This is a genomic window from Salinarimonas sp. (genome assembly GCF_046292825.1).
Classification (GTDB): domain Bacteria; phylum Pseudomonadota; class Alphaproteobacteria; order Rhizobiales; family Beijerinckiaceae; genus Salinarimonas.
In genome coordinates this window covers 25789-41707 of the sequence record NZ_JBKBQG010000037.1, presented here as the reverse complement: position 1 = coordinate 41707, position 15919 = coordinate 25789, and the positions used below count along the sequence as shown (strand labels likewise).

15 protein-coding genes are annotated in these 15919 nt (G+C 72.0%); 8 read left to right on the top strand and 7 right to left on the bottom strand.

Annotated features, from left to right (window positions below):
* Nucleotides 1-215 precede the first annotated feature (215 nt).
* The 3 genes from ACK4UM_RS16030 (at nt 216) to hutC (ending at nt 3107) form a co-directional block, all read left to right on the top strand.
* The gene (locus tag ACK4UM_RS16030) at nt 216-596 is read left to right on the top strand and encodes an endonuclease domain-containing protein (RefSeq protein WP_409800974.1); all 381 of its coding nucleotides are present in this window, start codon (nt 216-218) and stop codon (nt 594-596) included.
* Nucleotides 597-945: 349 nt separating this feature from the next.
* Nucleotides 946-2292, top strand: a complete 1347-nt coding sequence (locus ACK4UM_RS16025) for a formimidoylglutamate deiminase (RefSeq protein WP_409800973.1) — start codon at nt 946-948, stop codon at nt 2290-2292.
* A gap of 83 nt (nt 2293-2375) precedes the next feature.
* A complete protein-coding gene (gene hutC / locus ACK4UM_RS16020) occupies nt 2376-3107 on the top strand; it encodes a histidine utilization repressor (protein ID WP_409800971.1) in 732 nt (243 codons plus the stop codon).
* Between the two features lie 11 nt (nt 3108-3118).
* On the opposite strand, the gene ACK4UM_RS16015 is transcribed toward hutC, so the two are convergent.
* Nucleotides 3119-4711, bottom strand: a complete 1593-nt coding sequence (locus ACK4UM_RS16015; RefSeq protein WP_409800969.1) for a LysM peptidoglycan-binding domain-containing protein — start codon at nt 4709-4711, stop codon at nt 3119-3121.
* Between the two features lie 128 nt (nt 4712-4839).
* On the opposite strand from ACK4UM_RS16015, the gene ACK4UM_RS16010 reads away from it, so the two are divergent.
* The gene (locus ACK4UM_RS16010) at nt 4840-5457 is read left to right on the top strand and encodes a TIGR00730 family Rossman fold protein (RefSeq protein WP_409800967.1); all 618 of its coding nucleotides are present in this window, start codon (nt 4840-4842) and stop codon (nt 5455-5457) included.
* 18 nt (nt 5458-5475) lie between these two features.
* On the opposite strand, the gene map is transcribed toward ACK4UM_RS16010, so the two are convergent.
* A complete protein-coding gene (gene map / locus ACK4UM_RS16005) occupies nt 5476-6252 on the bottom strand; it encodes a type I methionyl aminopeptidase (protein ID WP_409800965.1) in 777 nt (258 codons plus the stop codon).
* Between the two features lie 116 nt (nt 6253-6368).
* Here map and gltX point away from each other — a divergent pair, with 116 nt between their 5' ends.
* Nucleotides 6369-7721, top strand: coding sequence for a glutamate--tRNA ligase (gene gltX / locus ACK4UM_RS16000; RefSeq protein ID WP_409800963.1), 1353 nt, complete (start codon nt 6369-6371; stop codon nt 7719-7721).
* Here the strand turns inward: gltX and ACK4UM_RS15995 are convergent.
* Nucleotides 7718-8026 carry a DUF6455 family protein gene (locus ACK4UM_RS15995; RefSeq protein WP_409800962.1) on the bottom strand — a complete coding sequence of 103 codons (309 nt, stop codon included), beginning with the start codon at nt 8024-8026 and terminating at the stop codon, nt 7718-7720. The genes gltX and ACK4UM_RS15995 overlap by 4 nt on opposite strands.
* Before the next feature lie 172 nt (nt 8027-8198).
* Here ACK4UM_RS15995 and ACK4UM_RS15990 point away from each other — a divergent pair, with 172 nt between their 5' ends.
* Both ACK4UM_RS15990 and ACK4UM_RS15985 read left to right on the top strand, forming a co-directional pair.
* Nucleotides 8199-9347 carry an Acg family FMN-binding oxidoreductase gene (locus tag ACK4UM_RS15990; protein ID WP_409800960.1) on the top strand — a complete coding sequence of 383 codons (1149 nt, stop codon included), beginning with the start codon at nt 8199-8201 and terminating at the stop codon, nt 9345-9347.
* Nucleotides 9337-9798: a MarR family winged helix-turn-helix transcriptional regulator gene (locus ACK4UM_RS15985; RefSeq protein ID WP_409800958.1), complete on the top strand. Its 462-nt coding sequence runs from the start codon at nt 9337-9339 to the stop codon at nt 9796-9798. The genes ACK4UM_RS15990 and ACK4UM_RS15985 overlap by 11 nt, the downstream gene beginning before the upstream one ends.
* Before the next feature lie 40 nt (nt 9799-9838).
* Here ACK4UM_RS15985 and ACK4UM_RS15980 read toward each other — a convergent pair whose 3' ends face one another.
* The 3 genes from ACK4UM_RS15980 to ACK4UM_RS15970 form a co-directional block, all read right to left on the bottom strand.
* Nucleotides 9839-12181, bottom strand: coding sequence for a xanthine dehydrogenase family protein molybdopterin-binding subunit (locus tag ACK4UM_RS15980; RefSeq protein WP_409800956.1), 2343 nt, complete (start codon nt 12179-12181; stop codon nt 9839-9841).
* 370 nt (nt 12182-12551) lie between these two features.
* Nucleotides 12552-14372, bottom strand: coding sequence for an IlvD/Edd family dehydratase (locus ACK4UM_RS15975; protein WP_409800954.1), 1821 nt, complete (start codon nt 14370-14372; stop codon nt 12552-12554).
* 118 nt (nt 14373-14490) lie between these two features.
* The gene (locus ACK4UM_RS15970) at nt 14491-15033 is read right to left on the bottom strand and encodes a hypothetical protein (protein WP_409800952.1); all 543 of its coding nucleotides are present in this window, start codon (nt 15031-15033) and stop codon (nt 14491-14493) included.
* Nucleotides 15034-15263: 230 nt separating this feature from the next.
* Here ACK4UM_RS15970 and ACK4UM_RS15965 point away from each other — a divergent pair, with 230 nt between their 5' ends.
* On the top strand, nt 15264-15464 hold the full coding sequence (locus ACK4UM_RS15965; RefSeq protein ID WP_409800950.1) for a hypothetical protein: 201 nt from the start codon (nt 15264-15266) through the stop codon (nt 15462-15464).
* Between the two features lie 9 nt (nt 15465-15473).
* Here the strand turns inward: ACK4UM_RS15965 and ACK4UM_RS15960 are convergent, their stop codons facing one another.
* Nucleotides 15474-15917 carry a DUF1810 domain-containing protein gene (locus ACK4UM_RS15960; protein WP_409800948.1) on the bottom strand — a complete coding sequence of 148 codons (444 nt, stop codon included), beginning with the start codon at nt 15915-15917 and terminating at the stop codon, nt 15474-15476.
* Nucleotides 15918-15919: the final 2 nt, after the last annotated feature.

Sequence of the window (15919 nt, the reverse complement as noted above, 5' to 3'; positions counted from 1 at the left end):
TAGGGGAGGGTGGACTTTCGAGGCGTGAGCCGAGAAAGGCCGGGTGGGGCCCGGGTGGAGATTGTTCTTCGAGCGTCGGGCCCCACCCGACCCCTGTCGCTACCGCTCCAGGGGCCACCCTCCCCTACGGGGAGGGATTCGCGCCCTCGTGAATTTGCGGATTGCATTAGTGTCGAGAACCGACCGAAGATTCACGCACCCAACCGGAGCTCGCCATGCGCCTCCATCAGCGACCCGAGACGACCGTCAGCGCATCGGTTCCCCGACGGCTGCGCAAGGAGCTGACGCGCCAGGAGGTTCGGGTCTGGAAGGCTCTTCGCGGGTGGCGTCCGGCAGGCTTTCACTTTCGCAGACAGATGCCGATCGGGCGACATGTCGTGGATTTCGCGTGTCTGAAGCAGAGGCTCGTCGTCGAGATCGACGGAAGCCAGCACGGTGAGGATCCGCATGTCGCATCCGACCGTGCGCGAGACGCCTCGCTCGCCCGGCAGGGCTTCCGCGTGCTGCGCTTCTGGAACAACGAGGTCGACCGCAATTTCGACGGCGTCATGGAAGCGATCTTCCGCCATCTGACCCGCGAAAATCCCTCCCCGTAGGGGAGGGTGGCCCCTGGAGCGCCAGCGACAGGGGTCGGGTGGGGCCCGGGTGGTGATAATCCTTCAAACCTCGGGCCCCACCCGGCCTTTCTCGCTCCGCTCGAAAGTCCACCCTCCCCTACGGGGAGGGATGGCGGCGCGAATCCCTCCCCGTAGGGGAGGGTGGCCCCTGGAGCGTCAGCGACAGGGGTCGGGTGGGGCCCGGGTGGAGATTGTCCTTCGAGCGTCGGGCCCCACCCGACCTCGTTCGCTGCGCTCCGAGGCCACCCCCCCCCTACGGGGAGGGATTGGGTTGGCGCTCCTCGCGATGCATGTCTATACATAGACACCCGCCCGAGAGGACGCTCCGATGCATCAGACGATCCACGCCCGCTCCGCGCTCCTGCCCGAAGGCTTCGCCCGCGACGTGCGGATCGCGATCGCGGACGGCGCGATCGCGCGGGTCGAGACGGGCGTCGCGGCGGCGCCGGAGGACGCGCGGGTGGCGCTGGCGCTGCCGGGCATGCCGAACCTCCACAGCCACGCCTTCCAGCGCGCCATGGCGGGGCTCGCCGAGGTCGCGGGGCCGAGCGCGGACACGTTCTGGACCTGGCGCGTGCTCATGTACGACGTCGCGCTCAAGCTCACGCCCGACGAGATCGAGGCGGTGGCCGCGCGTCTCTACATGGACATGCTGGAGGCCGGCTTCACGCGGGTGGGCGAGTTCCACTACCTGCATCATCGCGAGGACGGCGGCCTCTACGACGACATCGCCGAGACGGCCGGGCGCATCGCCGCCGCGAGCGCGCAGACGGGCATCGCGCTCACGCTGCTCCCCGTCTTCTACGCCCACGCGACCTTCGGCGGCGCCGAGCCCAACCCCGGGCAGCGCCGCTTCGTCACCGGTCTCGACGATTTCGCGCGCCTCGCCGAGCGCTCGCGGACGATCGCGCTCGCGCTCGAGGGCGGGCGCTTCGGCATCGCGCCCCATTCGCTGCGCGCGGCGACGCCCGAAGAACTGGCTTCCGTCGTGCCGATGGCGGCGGGCGGGCCGGTCCACATCCACGCCGCCGAGCAGGTGAAGGAGGTCGAGGATTGCCTCGCCTGGTCGGGCCAGCGCCCGGTCGAATGGCTCCTCGACCATGCGGGGGTCGACGATCGCTGGTGCCTGATCCACGCGACCCATATGACCGAGGACGAGGCGCGCCGCCTCGCGCGCACGGGCGCCATCGCGGGTCTGTGCCCGATCACCGAGGCCAATCTCGGCGACGGGATCTTTCGCGCCCGCGATTTCCTCGGCGCGGGCGGGCGGCTCGGGGTGGGGTCGGATTCCAACGTGACGATCTCGGTCGCGGGCGAATTGCGGCAGCTCGAATATTCCCAGCGCCTCGCCCATCGCGAGCGCAACGTGATCGCCCGGCCCGGCCGCTCGACGGCGCGGCGTCTGTTCGAGGAGGCGCTCGCCGGGGGCGGCGCCGCGCTCGATGCGCCGACGGGGCTCGTCGCGGGCGCGCCGGCCGACATCGTGTCGCTCGACGGCGAGGCGCTCGCCTATCTCGAGGAGGACGCGGCGCTCGGCGCCTTCCTGTTCGGGGCGGGGATCGCCGTCGACGGCGTCTGGGCGCGCGGCCGGCAGGTGGTCGCGCAGGGGCGCCACGTCGCGCGCGAGGCGATCCTCGCCCGCTACGCGCGCGCGATGCGCCGGATCGTCGGCTGATCGGACGCCGCTTTGCGCGAAGCGCGGAGTGATCGTAGATGGTGCCCACGTCCCCCGCTGCCACCCCACCCGCAGACGATCCCATGCACGACGCCACGCGCGCCCCGCGCACCCTCCACCAGCGCATCCTCGGCGAGATCGAGGGGCGGATCGTCTCCGGCGAGTGGCCGCCCGGCACCCGCATCCCCTTCGAGGTGGACCTCGCGCGCCATTACGCCTGCTCGCGCATGACCGTGAACAAGGTGCTCTCGCAGCTCGCGCGGGCGGGGCTGATCGAGCGGCGCAAGCGCTCGGGCAGCTTCGTGTCGAAGCCGCGGGCGCAATCGGCCGTGCTCGAGATCCACTCGATCGAGGCCGAGGTGCGCTCCCTCGGCCTGCCCTATTCCTACCGTCTCGCCGCGCGCCGCGTGCGGCCCGCGACCGCTGCCGATCGCGAGCGCCTCGCCGCCGCCCGCGGCGCGCGCCTCCTCCATCTCCTGTGCCGCCACGACGCGGGCGGGCGGCCGTTCTGCCTCGAGGACCGGCTGATCGACCTGACCAGCGTTCCTCATGCCGAAGACGCCGATTTCGCCGCCGCCCCGCCCGGCCCCTGGCTCCTCGCGCAGGTGCCTTGGAGCGAGGCCGAGCATCTCGTGCGCGCGATCGCGGCCGATGCGGAGACCGCGCGCGCGCTCGCCATCCCGCCCGGCAGCGCCTGCCTCGTCGTCGAGCGCCGCACCTGGAACGCGTCCGGCGCGATCACGCAGGTGCGCCTCGTCTATCCCGGCGACAGCCACGTCCTGTGCGCCCGCTTCACCCCCTCGCAGGCGGGGTGAGGAGGGGCGGCTCAGCCCGGCGGGGTCGCGGGATCGGCGCTCTCGCCGAGATCCTCGGCGGCGGGGAGGACGAAGACCTGGCCGGGAAAGATCAGGTTCGGGTTGCGGATCTGCTCGGCATTGGCCTCGTAGATCACGGTGTAGCGCACGCCGCGCCCGTAGACGCGCCGGCTGATCCGCCAGAGGCTGTCGCCGCGGGCGACGAGCGCGGTGTTGATCTCGGGGATCGTGAGCGTCGCGGCCCGCTCGACCGGCTCTTCCGCCGGAGCCTCGGCCGTCGCGGGCGTCTCGACCCGAGCGGGGGCGTCCGCGACCGGCATTTGCGGGTCGCTCGGGGCCGGGCTCTCGGTCGCGGGCGCGATCTGCGCCTGCGGCGCGGGCTCGGCAGGGGGCGCGGGGAGGGGTTCGGCCGTGGGCGCAGCGGCGACCTGCGGCGGGGGCGGCTCGTCGGCCACGATCAGCGGCATCGCGAACACGACCTCGGCCCGGCTCAGCACGCGGCCGTCGCGGATGTCGACGTCGTCGAGGCGCACGCGGTAATCGCCGGGGCGCACGCCGCGGCGGATGGCGAAGGTGACGGAGCCCGTCTCCTCGGCGCGCGCCATGCCGACCAGCGTCTCGTTGAGGTAGAGCCGCACGCTCGCGCCCGGCGCGGCGGCGCCCGACACGAACAGGCCGCCCTGCGTCTCCGCCTCGACGGAGGCGATGCGCACGCCCTCGCGCGTCGCCGGTTCGGCGACCGGCACCGGCTCGGGTTCGGGATCGGTCTCGGCCATGGCCGGCACCTCGACCGGGGCCGCCTCGGCGGGCGCCTCCGCGACGGGGTCGATCGCCGCGATCGCGATCGTCGGCTCCGCGGCGGGGGCCGGCTCGGCCGGGCTTTCGGCGACCGCCTCGGCCGTCGGCTCCGCGGCGGGCTCGGGTTGCGAGAGCACTATGGTCGGCCGGTCGGGCTCGGCGAGCGCGACCATCGGCGTCTCGTCGCCTCCCGGCGCGATCACCACCGTCACGCTCTGGCGCGAGAGGCGGGCCTCGCCTTCCGCGCCGCGGATCTGCAGGCCGATCTCGTGGGCGCCCGGCGGGAGCGGGGGCGCGATGAAGACGAAGGCGCCGCTCGCGTCGGCGACCTCGATCGCGTGCGTCTGCCCGTTGCGCAGAAGCTCGACGGTCGCGCCCGGCGCGGCCTGACCGGCGATCACGGCATCGCCGGTCGGCTCGACGCGCACGATGTCGAAGGTCGCCTCCGGAAGGGCCGGCGCCTGCGCGACGGGGGCCGGCTCGACGGTCTCGACCGGAGCCGACGGCGCGACCGCCGCCATCTCGACGGGCTCGGGCTCGGGCTCGCTCTCTTGGGCGACCTCGACGGCAGGCTCCTCCGCGGGAGGCTCCGCTGCGGGGGGCTGCTGGGCGACCGTCTCCTGCGTCTCGACGACGGGAGGCGCCGCGGCGATGCTCGCGGCGGGCGAGACGGCGAGCGGGGCGGGCGCTTCCACGGTCGCCTCGTCCGTGCCACGATCGCGGACGAAATAGGCGGTCGACGCTCCGGCGAGAGCGATGGCGGCCACGCCGGCCAGGGCAATGGTGCGGCGACGATCGACGGACACGGCGCTCGTTCCTCGCAGGATGCGGTTTTCCTCACGGAACGATTTACTTCGCCAGCGCCTTGATCGAAAGAAAAATCAACGGCCGTGGTCGGCCGATTCGCACATTTTCGAGGGAGTGGGCCGCGACAATGAGTCGTATCCGATCGATCTGCGTCTATTGCGGCTCGGCGGCGGGGGGCGATCCGGCCTTCCTCGCGGCCGCGCGCGAGCTCGGCACCGCGATGGCGCGGGCGAATATCCGCCTCGTCTATGGCGGCGGCGCGCTGGGGCTGATGGGCGAGGTGGCGCGCGCGACCATCGAGGCCGGCGGCGAGGTGACGGGCATCATTCCCGATTTCCTCACCCGCAAGGAGCAGCTCCTCGACGAGGTCCAGGAGACGATCGTCGTCCCCGACATGCATACCCGCAAGCGGATGATGTTCGATCGCGCGGACGCCTTCGTCGCGATGCCCGGCGGGATCGGCACGCTCGAGGAGCTCGTCGAGCAGATGACCTGGGCGCAGCTCGGGCGCCACCACAAGCCGATCCTCGTCCTTTCGCTGCTCTCGTTCTGGAAGCCGCTCCTCGTGCTCCTCGAACACATGCGCGAGCGCGGCTTCATCCGCGAGGGGCTGGAGCTCTCCTACCTCGTCGCCGAGCGGGTGGGGGAGGTGATCCCCATGCTCGAGGCCGCCGCCGCCCGCCGCCCCGCGCCGGACGATGCCGAGCGCGCGGCGACCGAGGCCTTCGTCGAGCGCAAGTTCTGAGCGCCGGCGACGAAGCCCTCAGCGCGTGAAGATCTCCACGCCCGTCTGCGTGACGCCGACGGTGTGCTCGAACTGGGCGGAGAGCTTGCCGTCGCGGGTGATCGTGGTCCAGCCGTCGGGCAGGATCTGCACCTCCGCGCGCCCGGCATTGAGCATCGGCTCGACCGTGAAGATCATGCCGGGCTCGAGCCGCACGCCGCGCCCGGGCAGGCCGTAGCTCAGCACTTCGGGCGGCGCGTGGAAGACGCGGCCGATGCCGTGGCCGCAGAAATCGCGCACGACCGTATAGCCGCCCTTCTTCGCGACGCTCTCCATCGCGTGGCCGACGTCCCCGAGCGTCGCCCCCGGGCGCACCGCCATGACGCCCGCCATCATCGCGGCCTCCGCCGTTTCGATCAGGCGCGCGGCCGCCTTCGAGGCGGTGCCCGCGACGTACATCCGGCTCGCGTCGCCGTACCAGCCGTCGAGGATGGGCGTCACGTCGATGTTGAGGATGTCGCCGTCGGCGAGCACCACGTCCTCGGAGGGGATGCCGTGGGTGACGACCTGATTCACCGAGATGCAGCTCGCGTGGCGATAGCCCTGATAGCCGATCGTCGCCGGGACGGCGCCGTGATCGCGCATGAAGGTCTCGCACAGCCGATCGAGCGCGGCGGTCGTCACCCCCGGGCGCACGTGCGGTGCGATGAAGTCGAGCGTCGCCGCCGCGAGCCGGCCGGCGCGGCGCATGGCGGCGAAGGCCGCGGCATCGTGGAGGGGAATGCCGCGGGGGGCCTTCTCGCGTCCGTGGTCCATCGGGTCTCCTGGGATCGGTCGTGTCGGCCGACGGCAGGTCGGCAGCGGGCGGCAAGCCTTATAGCATCGCAGATGGTCCGTTGTCCGCGCCCGCGCGAGGGTTTAGACGTGCGACCATGAGCATCTCCCCTCGCGCCCCCGTCCTCCGCTTCGCCCCGTCGCCGACCGGGCTGATCCACATCGGCAACGCGCGCACCGCGCTCCTCAACGCGCTGATCGCGCGGCGGGAGGGCGGCACCTTCGTGCTGCGCCTCGACGATACCGATCGCGAGCGCTCCCGCGAGGAATACGCGAACGCCATCGTCGAGGATCTCGCCTGGCTCGGCATCGCGCCGGACGTGCGCGTGCGCCAATCCGATCGGATCGGCCTCTACGACGATGCGGCTTCGCGCTTGCGCGAGGCCGGACGGCTCTATGCCTGCTACGAGACCGCCGACGAGCTCGAGCGCAAGCGCAAGCGCCAGCTCGCGCGGGGCCTGCCGCCGATCTACGACCGCGCGGCGCTCGCGCTCACGCCCGACGAGCGCGCGGCGCTGGAAGCGGAGGGCCGGCGCCCGCATTGGCGCTTCCGGCTCGAGCCGCGGGAGGTCGTCTGGCACGATCTCGTGCGCGGCGAGGTGCGGGTCGATTGCGCCTCGCTCTCCGATCCGGTGCTCGTGCGCGAGGACGGGACCTACCTCTACACGCTGCCCTCCGTCGTCGACGACGTCGATCTCCACGTCACGCACGTGGTGCGCGGGGAGGACCACGTCACCAACACGGCGGTGCAGATCGAGATCTTCGAGGCGCTCGGCGCGCGCCCGCCCGCCTTCGGCCACCACAACCTCCTCACCGATTCGAGCGGGGAGGGGCTCTCGAAGCGCATGGGGCATCTCTCCCTGCGCTCGCTGCGCGAAGCTGGGCTCGAGCCGATGGCGGTCGCGGCGCTCGCGGTCCTCGTCGGCTCCTCGGAATCCGTGCGGCCCGTCGAGAGCCTCGACGCGCTCGGCGCGCTCGTCGATCTCGCCCGCATCTCGCGCGCCCCCGCCCGCTTCGACGAAGCCGAGCTCGAGGCGCTCAACGCCCGTCTCCTGCACGAGACGCCCTTCGAAGCGGTCGCCGATCGGCTCGGCGCGCTCGGCATCGACGGCGGCGCGGCGTTCTGGGAGGCGGTGCGCAAGAACGTCTCGCGCTTGGCCGAAGCGCGCGATTGGTGGGGCGTGGTCGAGGGGCCGGTCGCGCCCGCGATCGAGGACGCGGATTTCTGCGCGCGCGCCGCCGCGCTCCTGCCCGACGCGCCCTTCGACGCGGGCACCTGGGCCGCGTGGACGGGTGCCGTGAAGGCGCAGACCGGCGCCAAGGGCAAGGCCTTGTTCATGCCGCTGCGCCTCGCGCTCACCGGCCGCGACCACGGCCCCGAACTCGCCGGGCTCCTGCCCCTGATCGGCCGCGAGAAGGCGCTCGCGCGGCTCGCGGGCCGGACGGCTTAAGAAGCCTCGCTTATCGCACGGCGCGCGCAGGCTTCGAGGAAGGCGCGGTTGGGGCAGAAATCGGGGGGCGCCTCGAGCGCGTCCTTCCGGGCGAGCAGCCGGCCGCAGGCCTCGCGCGCGTCGCATTCCGCGCAAGCGATGGCGGCGCCGACGAGCCCCGCCCGGTCCGCCTCCCGCCGCGCGTCCCCCGAGGACACGCCGAGCCGGCGCATCATCTCGATCAGATAGCGCGTCTGCGTCTCGATGCGGGTCGCGAGCGCTCGATCGGCGCCTGCGCCCGCGATCGTCGTCGAGCCATGATCCATCCACGTCGCTCCGGTCTGTCGCGTCGTGCGGCAGAAGACAGGAGCAGGCGCGCGGGCGCCTTGATCCAGGTCAGGGGGGGCGGGGCGGACGCCGACCGGGAGGCGGAGGGGAGGGGCTTGATTAGTTCGATATCGCACGATATAGTGCGACATCGAACTAATGGAGCTCGTCATGTCCGTCGATCGTCGAAAATTCCTCGCCCTCGTCGGCGGCGGGGTCGTCCTCGCCGCCGGCGCCGTCGCCGGCCAGGCGCTGACGCGGCAACCGAAGACCGCGCTCGCGCCCTGGTCGGCCGCAGGCGGCTACGACGAGCCCCGCCGTCGGGCCCTGTCGTGGGCGCTGCTCGCGCCCAATCCGCACAATCGTCAGCCGTGGCTCGTCAACCTGCGCGAGGCGGGCGAGGTCACCCTCTACGCCGATCTCGACCGCCTCCTCCCCCATACCGACCCGCCCAATCGGCAGGTCACGATCGGTCTCGGCTGTTTTCTCGAGCTCATGCGCATGGCCGCGGCGAGCGACGGGTATCGGGTCGAGATCGCGACCTTTCCCGATGGCGAGGATCCCGACGGGCTCGACGCGCGTCCGGTGGCCCGCGCGCGCTTCGTCCCCGATCCCGCGATCGCGGACGATCCCCTCTTCGCCTTCGCGCCGCAGCGCCGGACCCTCAAGGAGCCCTACGATCTCGCCCGCCCGATCCCGCCCGCATCGCTCGCCTCGATCGCCGCGATGGCCGGGCCGCTGGGCCGGTTCGGCGGCAGCGTCGCGCCGGACGAGATCGCGTTCTGGCGGAGCCTGACGAGCGAGGCCTTCCGCATCGAATTCGAGACGCCGCACACGTTCAAGGAGAGCGTCGATCTCTTCCGGATCGGTCACGCGGAGATCGACGCGGAGCCCGACGGCATCGATCTCTCCGGGCCGCTCTTCGAGGGCTTGCGGGCCACCGGCCTGTTCACCCGCGAACGGGCGCTCGATCCGACGAGCATGGCCTACCGGGCCGGCATCGACGCCGTTCTCGCCAACGCGCAGACGGGCATGGGCTATGTCTGGCTCGTCACGGAGGGGAACACGCGCGCGGATCAGCTCCGTGCAGGTCGCGATTGGCTGCGGATCAACCTCGCCACGACGGCGCTCGGCATCGGCTTCCAGCCCATGAGCCAGGCCTTGCAGGAATTCCCCGAAATGGCCGATCTCCATCGCCAGGTGCACGCGCGCCTCGCGCCGGACGGGGGGACGGTACAAATGCTCGCGCGGATCGGGTATGGACCGAGCGTCGGCGCAAGTCCGCGCTGGCCCCTGGAGGCGCGCATCATTGACGGGTGACGACCATCGCGCGACCTATTTCCGGCTTCTCAACGAGGTCGGCATCGTCGCGCAGCTGAGCCGCACCATGCTCGAGGCGGCCATGCCCGAGGGCATGGTCTACCCGCATTTCGTGGTGCTCAATCATCTGGTGCGCCTCGGCGACGGGCGCACGCCGCTCGATCTCGCACGGGCCTTCCAGGTCCCGAAGACCTCGATGACGCATACGCTCGCGGGTCTCGAGCGGGCGGGATACGTCGTCGTGCGCCCCAATCCGGAGGACGGGCGCTCGAAGCTCGTGCGGATCACGGATGAAGGGCGTCGTTTCCGAGATGCGGTGATCGAGCGGCTCGGGCCCGATCTCGAACACCTCGCCTCGCTCTTTCCGCCCGAACGCGCGGCCGCGCTTCTGCCCGATCTCGAAGCGCTGCGGATCGTGCTCGACCGCTCGCGCAAGACGCCCGCCTCTTGAGGGGCGGACCGGCTGTCGCCCGGCGCTCCGAGCCGCCCGGTCACCCGCTCCCGTGCAGCGCCCCCCACACCCGCGCGGGCGTCGCCGGCATGTCGATATGGTGGATGCCGTAGGGGCGCAGCGCGTCGACGACGGCGTTCATCACGGCCGGCAGCGCGCCGGCGCACCCGGCCTCGCCGCAGCCCTTGGCGCCGAGCGGGTTCGTGGTGGCCGGCGAGGGGCGGCTCTCGACGCGGATCGTCGGGCTGTCGTCCGCGCGCGGCAGGGCGTAATCCATGAAGGAGCCCGAGACGAGCTGCCCGTCCGCGTCGAACACGGTGCGCTCCATCAGAGCCTGGCCGATGCCCTGGACGACCCCGCCATGCATCTGCCCCTCGACGAGCATCGGGTTCACGATCGTCCCGAAATCGTTGACCGCCATGTAGCGCACGACCGCCACCGACCCCGTCTGCGGATCGATCTCGACCTCGGCGACGTGACAACCGTTCGGGTAGGCGGAGGGCGAGGCGGCGTGGACGTGGACGACGTCGAGGCTCGGCTCGACGCCGTCCGGCGCCCGCACGCGCCCCTCGCGAAGCGCCTGCGCGAGCGCCATGACGTCGATGCCGCGATCGGTGCCGGCGACGACGAAGCGGCCGTCCTCGAAGGCGATGTCGACCTCCGCCGTCTCGAGCGCCTGGGCCGCGAGCACGCGCCCGCGTTCGATCACGAGATCGGCAGCCTCCAGGATCGCGGCACCAGACGCCATCAGCGATTTCGATCCGCCGGTGCCCCCGCCCGCCACGAGGCGATCGCTGTCGCCCTGGACGAGCCGGATCGCGGCGAAGGGCACGCCGAGCCGGCTCGCGAGCACCTGGGCGAAGGGCGTCGCGTGGCCCTGGCCGTAATCGAGCGTGCCGGTCGTGATCGTCACGGTGCCGTCCGCCTCGAAGGATATGCCGCCCATCTCGTTCGCGGGCGGAGCCGTGACCTCGAGATATTGCCCGATGCCGAGCCCGCGCAGCAGGCCCCGCGCCTCGCTCTCGGCACGCCGTGCGGGGAAGCCCGAGACGTCGGCGGCCGCGAGCGCGGCGTCGAGCACGGCGGGGAAGTCGCCGCTGTCGTAGGTCGTGCCGACGCCGGTCTCGAAGGGGATCTCGGCGGGCGCGATCTGGTTGAGACGGCGCAGCGCGATGCGGTCGCGGCCGGTCTCGGCGGCGGCGTTGTCGATGAGCCGCTCCATCACGTAATTGCCGTCCGGCCGCCCGGCGCCGCGATAGGGGCCGACCACCGGCGTGTTGGTATAGGCGCAGGCGATCTCGACCCGGACGACGGGCGTGCGATAGACGCTCTGCGCGTTCTTGCCGATGTTCACGGTCGAGAAGAGCGGCGCGACGGGGCTCAGATAGGCGCCGAGATCGGCGTAACCCGTCACGTGCAGCGCGAGGAAGCGGCCTTCCGCGTCGAGCGCGAGCGCGGCTTCCAGATCGAGCGCGCGGCCGTGATGGTCCGACAGGAAGCTCTCCGAGCGCGTGTCGACCCAGCGCACCGGCCGCCCGAGCACCTTCGCGGCATGCAGGCAGGCGACGTATTCGGGATAGACCGCGAGCTTCATGCCGAAGGAGCCGCCGACGCGGTCGGTCAGGACGCGGATGCGCTCGGGCGGCACGCGCAAGACCTTCGAGAGCATCGCCCGCATCGGGAAGACGCCCTGCGTGCCCGCGATCAGCTCGTAGCGCTCGGCCTGCGCATCGTAGCGCGCGATCGCCGCGCGCGGCTCGAGCGGCGCGACGACGATGCGGTTCGAGACGATGGACAGCCGCGTCACGTGAGCGGCCTTCGCGAAGGCGTCGTCGCAGGCCGTCTCGTCGCCCGAGACGAAATCGAGGGCGCGGTTGTGGGGGAGCGCCGGGTGGATCGCGGGCGCGCCGGGGGCGAGCGCCGCGCGCGGATCGGGCAGAGCGGGGAGGGGGTCGATGTCGGGGATCACCGCCTCGGCGCCGAGGCGCGCGGCGTCGGCGCTCTCGGCGATCACGAGCGCGATCGGCTGGCCGACATGGATGACGCGCTCGCGCGCGAGCGCCGGCACGTCGGGGACCGCCATCGGCGAGCCGTCGCGGTTCTTGAAATTCGGCGCGAGATTGGCCGGCATCGGGCCGTATTCGGCGAGGTCCTCGCCCGTCACGATCGCGACGACGCCCGGCACGGCGCGCGCGTCCTCGGTCGCGAGCCCGCGCAAGGTGCCGTGGGCGACGGGGGAGCGGACGAAGACGGCATGCAGCGCGCCCTCGGCCGCGTGATCGTCCGTGTAGCGGCCCGCGCCGCGCACCAGGATCGGATCCTCGCTGCGCGGCACCGGCTGACCGATCCCGAAACGCGCCACGTCGGAAGCTCGCTTGTCCATTCCGCCTCTCGTCGCATGAGCGGCGAAGGATGCACCGCCTCGGTCATGGCGTCTACGCGGGAGGCCATGCCTTGGACGCACGCGAGGCATGCCGAAATCCCTCCCCGGAGGGGAGGGTGGCCCCCGGGAGCGGTTTGAATGGAGAGCTGTCATCCCGGACGCCGAAGGCGATCCGGGACCCATACGCCCGACGGTGCAGTCGCAGCCTATAGGCTGCGTTTCTGTGACGGTCGATGCTCTACGGTTGGGACGCGAGCGCGGCATGCGCGCTCGAACGTTCGTCGGAGCGTATGGGTCCCGGGTCCGCTTCGCGGCCCGGGATGACAGCCTACGATACATAATCGAGCAGGGAAGGAGAGGGAGGGGCGCCTCAATGGTTGTCGCGCGGGACGCCGAAGGTCTTGGCGATGCGCTGGTACTTGACCGCCGGCTCGAGCACCATGCCCTCGGAGAGCTGGGCGACCATGGCGCGCTGGATCTCCTGCCAGGGCGTCTGGCTCGGCGGCACCGGAAACCCGCCCGCGCGGGCGAGCGCGTCGCGGCGCTCCGCGAGCTCGTCGGCCGAGATCAGGATGTCGGCGCGGCGCGTGTTCAGGTCGATCCGCACGCGGTCGCCCGTGCGCAGGAGGGCGAGCCCGCCGCCGAGCGCCGCTTCCGGCGAGGCGTTGAGGATCGAGGGCGAGCCGGACGTGCCCGATTGGCGCCCGTCGCCGATGCAGGGCAGGGCGCGCACGCCCCGGCGGATCATCGCGCCCGGCGGCTGCATGTTGACGACCTCGGCCGCGCCCGGATAGCCGATCGGCCCGGTGCCGCGGATGACGAGGATCGTCGTCTCGTCGATGCCGAGCGCCGGATCGTCGATGCGCGCGTGGTAATCCTCCGGCCCCTCGAACACGACGACCGGCCCCTCGAACGCCATCGGGTCGTTCGGATTGGAGAGGAAGCGCTCCGCGAATTCCCGCGAGACGACGCTCGTCTTCATGATGGCACTGTCGAACAGCGTCCCCTTCAGATGCAGGAAGCCGGACTTCTCCTTGAGCGGCCGGCCGTAGGGGCGGATCACCTCGCGGTCCCACGAGAACCGCCCGCGGCAATTCTCCCCCATCGTGCGGCCGTTGGCGGTGAGCGCGCCCTCGTGCACCTTGCCCGCCTCGATCAGCTCGGCCATCACCGCGACGAGCCCGCCGGCGCGGAAATATTCCTCGCCGAGATATTCGCCCGCCGGCTGCAGGTTGACGAGGAGCGGGATCTCGAAGCCGATCGTCTCCCAATCGTCGCAATCGAGCGGCACGCCGACATGCTTGGCGATGGCGTTGATGTGGATCGGCGCGTTGGTCGAGCCGCCGATCGCCGAGCAGGCGACGATCGCGTTCTCGAAGGCCTCGCGGGTGAGAATGTCGGAGGGCTTCAGGTCCTCCCAGACCATGTCGACGATGCGCTTGCCGGTCAGATAGGCCATCTGGCCGCGCTCGCGATAGGGCGCCGGGATCGCCGCCTGGCCCGGCAGGCTGAGCCCGAGCGCCTCGGCGAGCGAGTTCATGGTCGAGGCGGTGCCCATGGTGTTGCAATGCCCGTCCGACGGGGCCGAGGTCGCCACGATGTCCATGAATTGCTGGTAGTCGATGTCGCCCGCCGCGTGCCGCTCGCGCGCCGCCCAGACGATGGTGCCCGAGCCGGTGCGCGTGCCCTCCATCCAGCCGTTGAGCATCGGCCCGACATTGAGCGCGATCGCCGGGATGTCGACGGTCGCCGCGGCCATGATCAGCGCGGGCGTGGTCTTGTCGCAGCCGGTGAGCAGCACGACGCCGTCGAGCGGGTAGCCGTAGAGCACCTCGACGAGGGAGAGATAGGCGAGATTGCGGTCGAGCGCGGCGGTCGGGCGCTTGCCGGTCTCCTGGATCGGATGGCAGGGGAATTCGAAGGCGACGCCGCCCGCCGCCACGATGCCCTCGCGCACGCGCTTGGCGAGCTCCATGTGGTGGCGGTTGCAGGGGGCGAGGTCGGAGCCCGTCTGGGCGATGCCGATGAGCGGCTTGCCCGAGCACAATTCCTCGCGTGTGAGCCCGAAATTGAGGTAGCGCTCGAGATAGAGCGCGGTCATGCCCGGATTGTCGGGATTGTCGAACCACAGCCGCGAACGCAGCTGGGAGGGCGTGATCCGTCGCGTCCGGGTATTGGCGCTGTCGCTCATCGGGCTTCCTCGATCCTCTTTCGCGCGCGTGATCCGCGCGTCGTCGCGTGCCGATCATAGCCGGACGCGAGCGGATGTGAACGCGCCTCGCGCACCAACATGGCCCTCGCCTTCTGCCTCAACGCTCCCCCGGCGCGCAGCGGCGCTCCAAGCCGGCGATGACGGCGGCGGCGCCGGAGGTTGAGAACAGCATCCAGGCGCCCTGGCCGTCCGACAGGGGCGCGACGCGGAGCGCGCGCGATTCGACGATGTCCGAGACGAGCTGCTCGCCGGCCGGCGCCGTCATCACGGGAAAGCCCGCGTCGGCGGTCGCCTCCTCGTCGGGGTCGAGCGGGATGTGGTAGACGCGCGCCTCCGGCGTCTCGTACTGGCCGCGGATCGCCTCGACGACGAGGGCGTCCGACCAGTCTCCGGTGCCCAGGAACCAGGTGGCGATCGTGCCCTCCCGGCAGGTCAGCCCGAAGCAGATGGCGTCGTCGCCGAGATCGATGCAGGAGGCGACCGCGTCGCCGAAGACGGGCGGCAGCATCTCCCAGGGCTCGCCGGACGGCGGGGCGAGAAGCGGCTGGGCCTGCGCAGCGCCTTCGCGGAAGCCTGCATCGAGGCACAGCGCGAGCGCCGCGGCCGTCGCGGCGTGGCGGAGCGTGGGGAGGGCTCGCATCGTGGGGGACATCGTCGATTCCTGTCGGAGCACGGCGGCACAGCTTGCAACAGCCGGGCGCGCGACGGAAGGGTGCTCGGCGCCCATTCCGACCTGCGGACCCCGCCCGGCGCCCCGATCCGTCGGATTTCCGGGCGCTGCGGCGCGACGACATCGTCCCGAAACGCGGCGGGCGCAGGAGGAATGCGTGGGCGCGAGCCCCCGGGAGAAAACGATCCGAGGAGAGAGCCATGGTCCCCGCAAGAGACGACGCCCGCCGCGCCGATCTCGTCCACGCCCCCGTCGCGCCGCGTCTCCTCGTCGTGGCCGGCGCGGGCACGGCCTCCTGCGAGGCGGCCCGCATCCCGGGCTTCTACCGCGCCGAGACCAACGCGCCCTTCCTGCCTGCCGCAGCGGCGCCGCGCGCGCCGACGCGGGCCGCGGCCGCCTGACTTCGCGTCTCACGCGCCGAGGAGATCGAGCGTCGCCGGATCGGGGCGGCCCGCGTAGAAGCGGGCGAGGCCTGCGCGGAACAGCGCGCGGTCGGCCTCGTCGTCGGCGGCGGCGAGGAACAGGGTGAGGCAGGAGCGCAGCTTCGCGTCGTCCGGTCGGCCGAGGATCGCGGTCGCGTCGCGCTCGCGCACCGAGAGGATCGCGTGCGTCGCCTCGCGCAGACGGGGCCCGAGCACCGGATGGGCGAGATAGGCGCGCGCCTCCTGCGCGTCGGCGATGGCGTAGCGCTGCGCCGTCGGCGAGCGGCCGAGCCCGCGCAGCTGCGGAAAGACGAACCACATCCAGTGCGAGCGCTTCGCACCCGCCCGCAGCTCGGCGACCGCCCGCTCGTAAACGCCGCGATCCTGCGCCTCGACGAAGCGGGAGAGATCGTGGGGGTCGGAATCGCTCATGG

Coding starts and splice junctions, on each gene's coding strand:
- ACK4UM_RS16025 (WP_409800973.1), top strand. CDS start 946: ATGCATCAGACGATCCACGCCCGCTCCGCGCTCCTGCCCGAAGGCTTC.
- hutC (WP_409800971.1), top strand. CDS start 2,376: ATGCACGACGCCACGCGCGCCCCGCGCACCCTCCACCAGCGCATCCTC.
- gltX (WP_409800963.1), top strand. CDS start 6,369: ATGAGCATCTCCCCTCGCGCCCCCGTCCTCCGCTTCGCCCCGTCGCCG.
- map (WP_409800965.1), bottom strand. CDS start 6,252: ATGGACCACGGACGCGAGAAGGCCCCCCGCGGCATTCCCCTCCACGAT.
- ACK4UM_RS15970 (WP_409800952.1), bottom strand. CDS start 15,033: ATGCGAGCCCTCCCCACGCTCCGCCACGCCGCGACGGCCGCGGCGCTC.
- ACK4UM_RS15960 (WP_409800948.1), bottom strand. CDS start 15,917: ATGAGCGATTCCGACCCCCACGATCTCTCCCGCTTCGTCGAGGCGCAG.
- ACK4UM_RS15975 (WP_409800954.1), bottom strand. CDS start 14,372: ATGAGCGACAGCGCCAATACCCGGACGCGACGGATCACGCCCTCCCAG.
- ACK4UM_RS15990 (WP_409800960.1), top strand. CDS start 8,199: ATGTCCGTCGATCGTCGAAAATTCCTCGCCCTCGTCGGCGGCGGGGTC.
- ACK4UM_RS15965 (WP_409800950.1), top strand. CDS start 15,264: ATGGTCCCCGCAAGAGACGACGCCCGCCGCGCCGATCTCGTCCACGCC.
- ACK4UM_RS15980 (WP_409800956.1), bottom strand. CDS start 12,181: ATGGACAAGCGAGCTTCCGACGTGGCGCGTTTCGGGATCGGTCAGCCG.
- ACK4UM_RS16010 (WP_409800967.1), top strand. CDS start 4,840: ATGAGTCGTATCCGATCGATCTGCGTCTATTGCGGCTCGGCGGCGGGG.
- ACK4UM_RS15995 (WP_409800962.1), bottom strand. CDS start 8,026: ATGGATCATGGCTCGACGACGATCGCGGGCGCAGGCGCCGATCGAGCG.
- ACK4UM_RS16030 (WP_409800974.1), top strand. CDS start 216: ATGCGCCTCCATCAGCGACCCGAGACGACCGTCAGCGCATCGGTTCCC.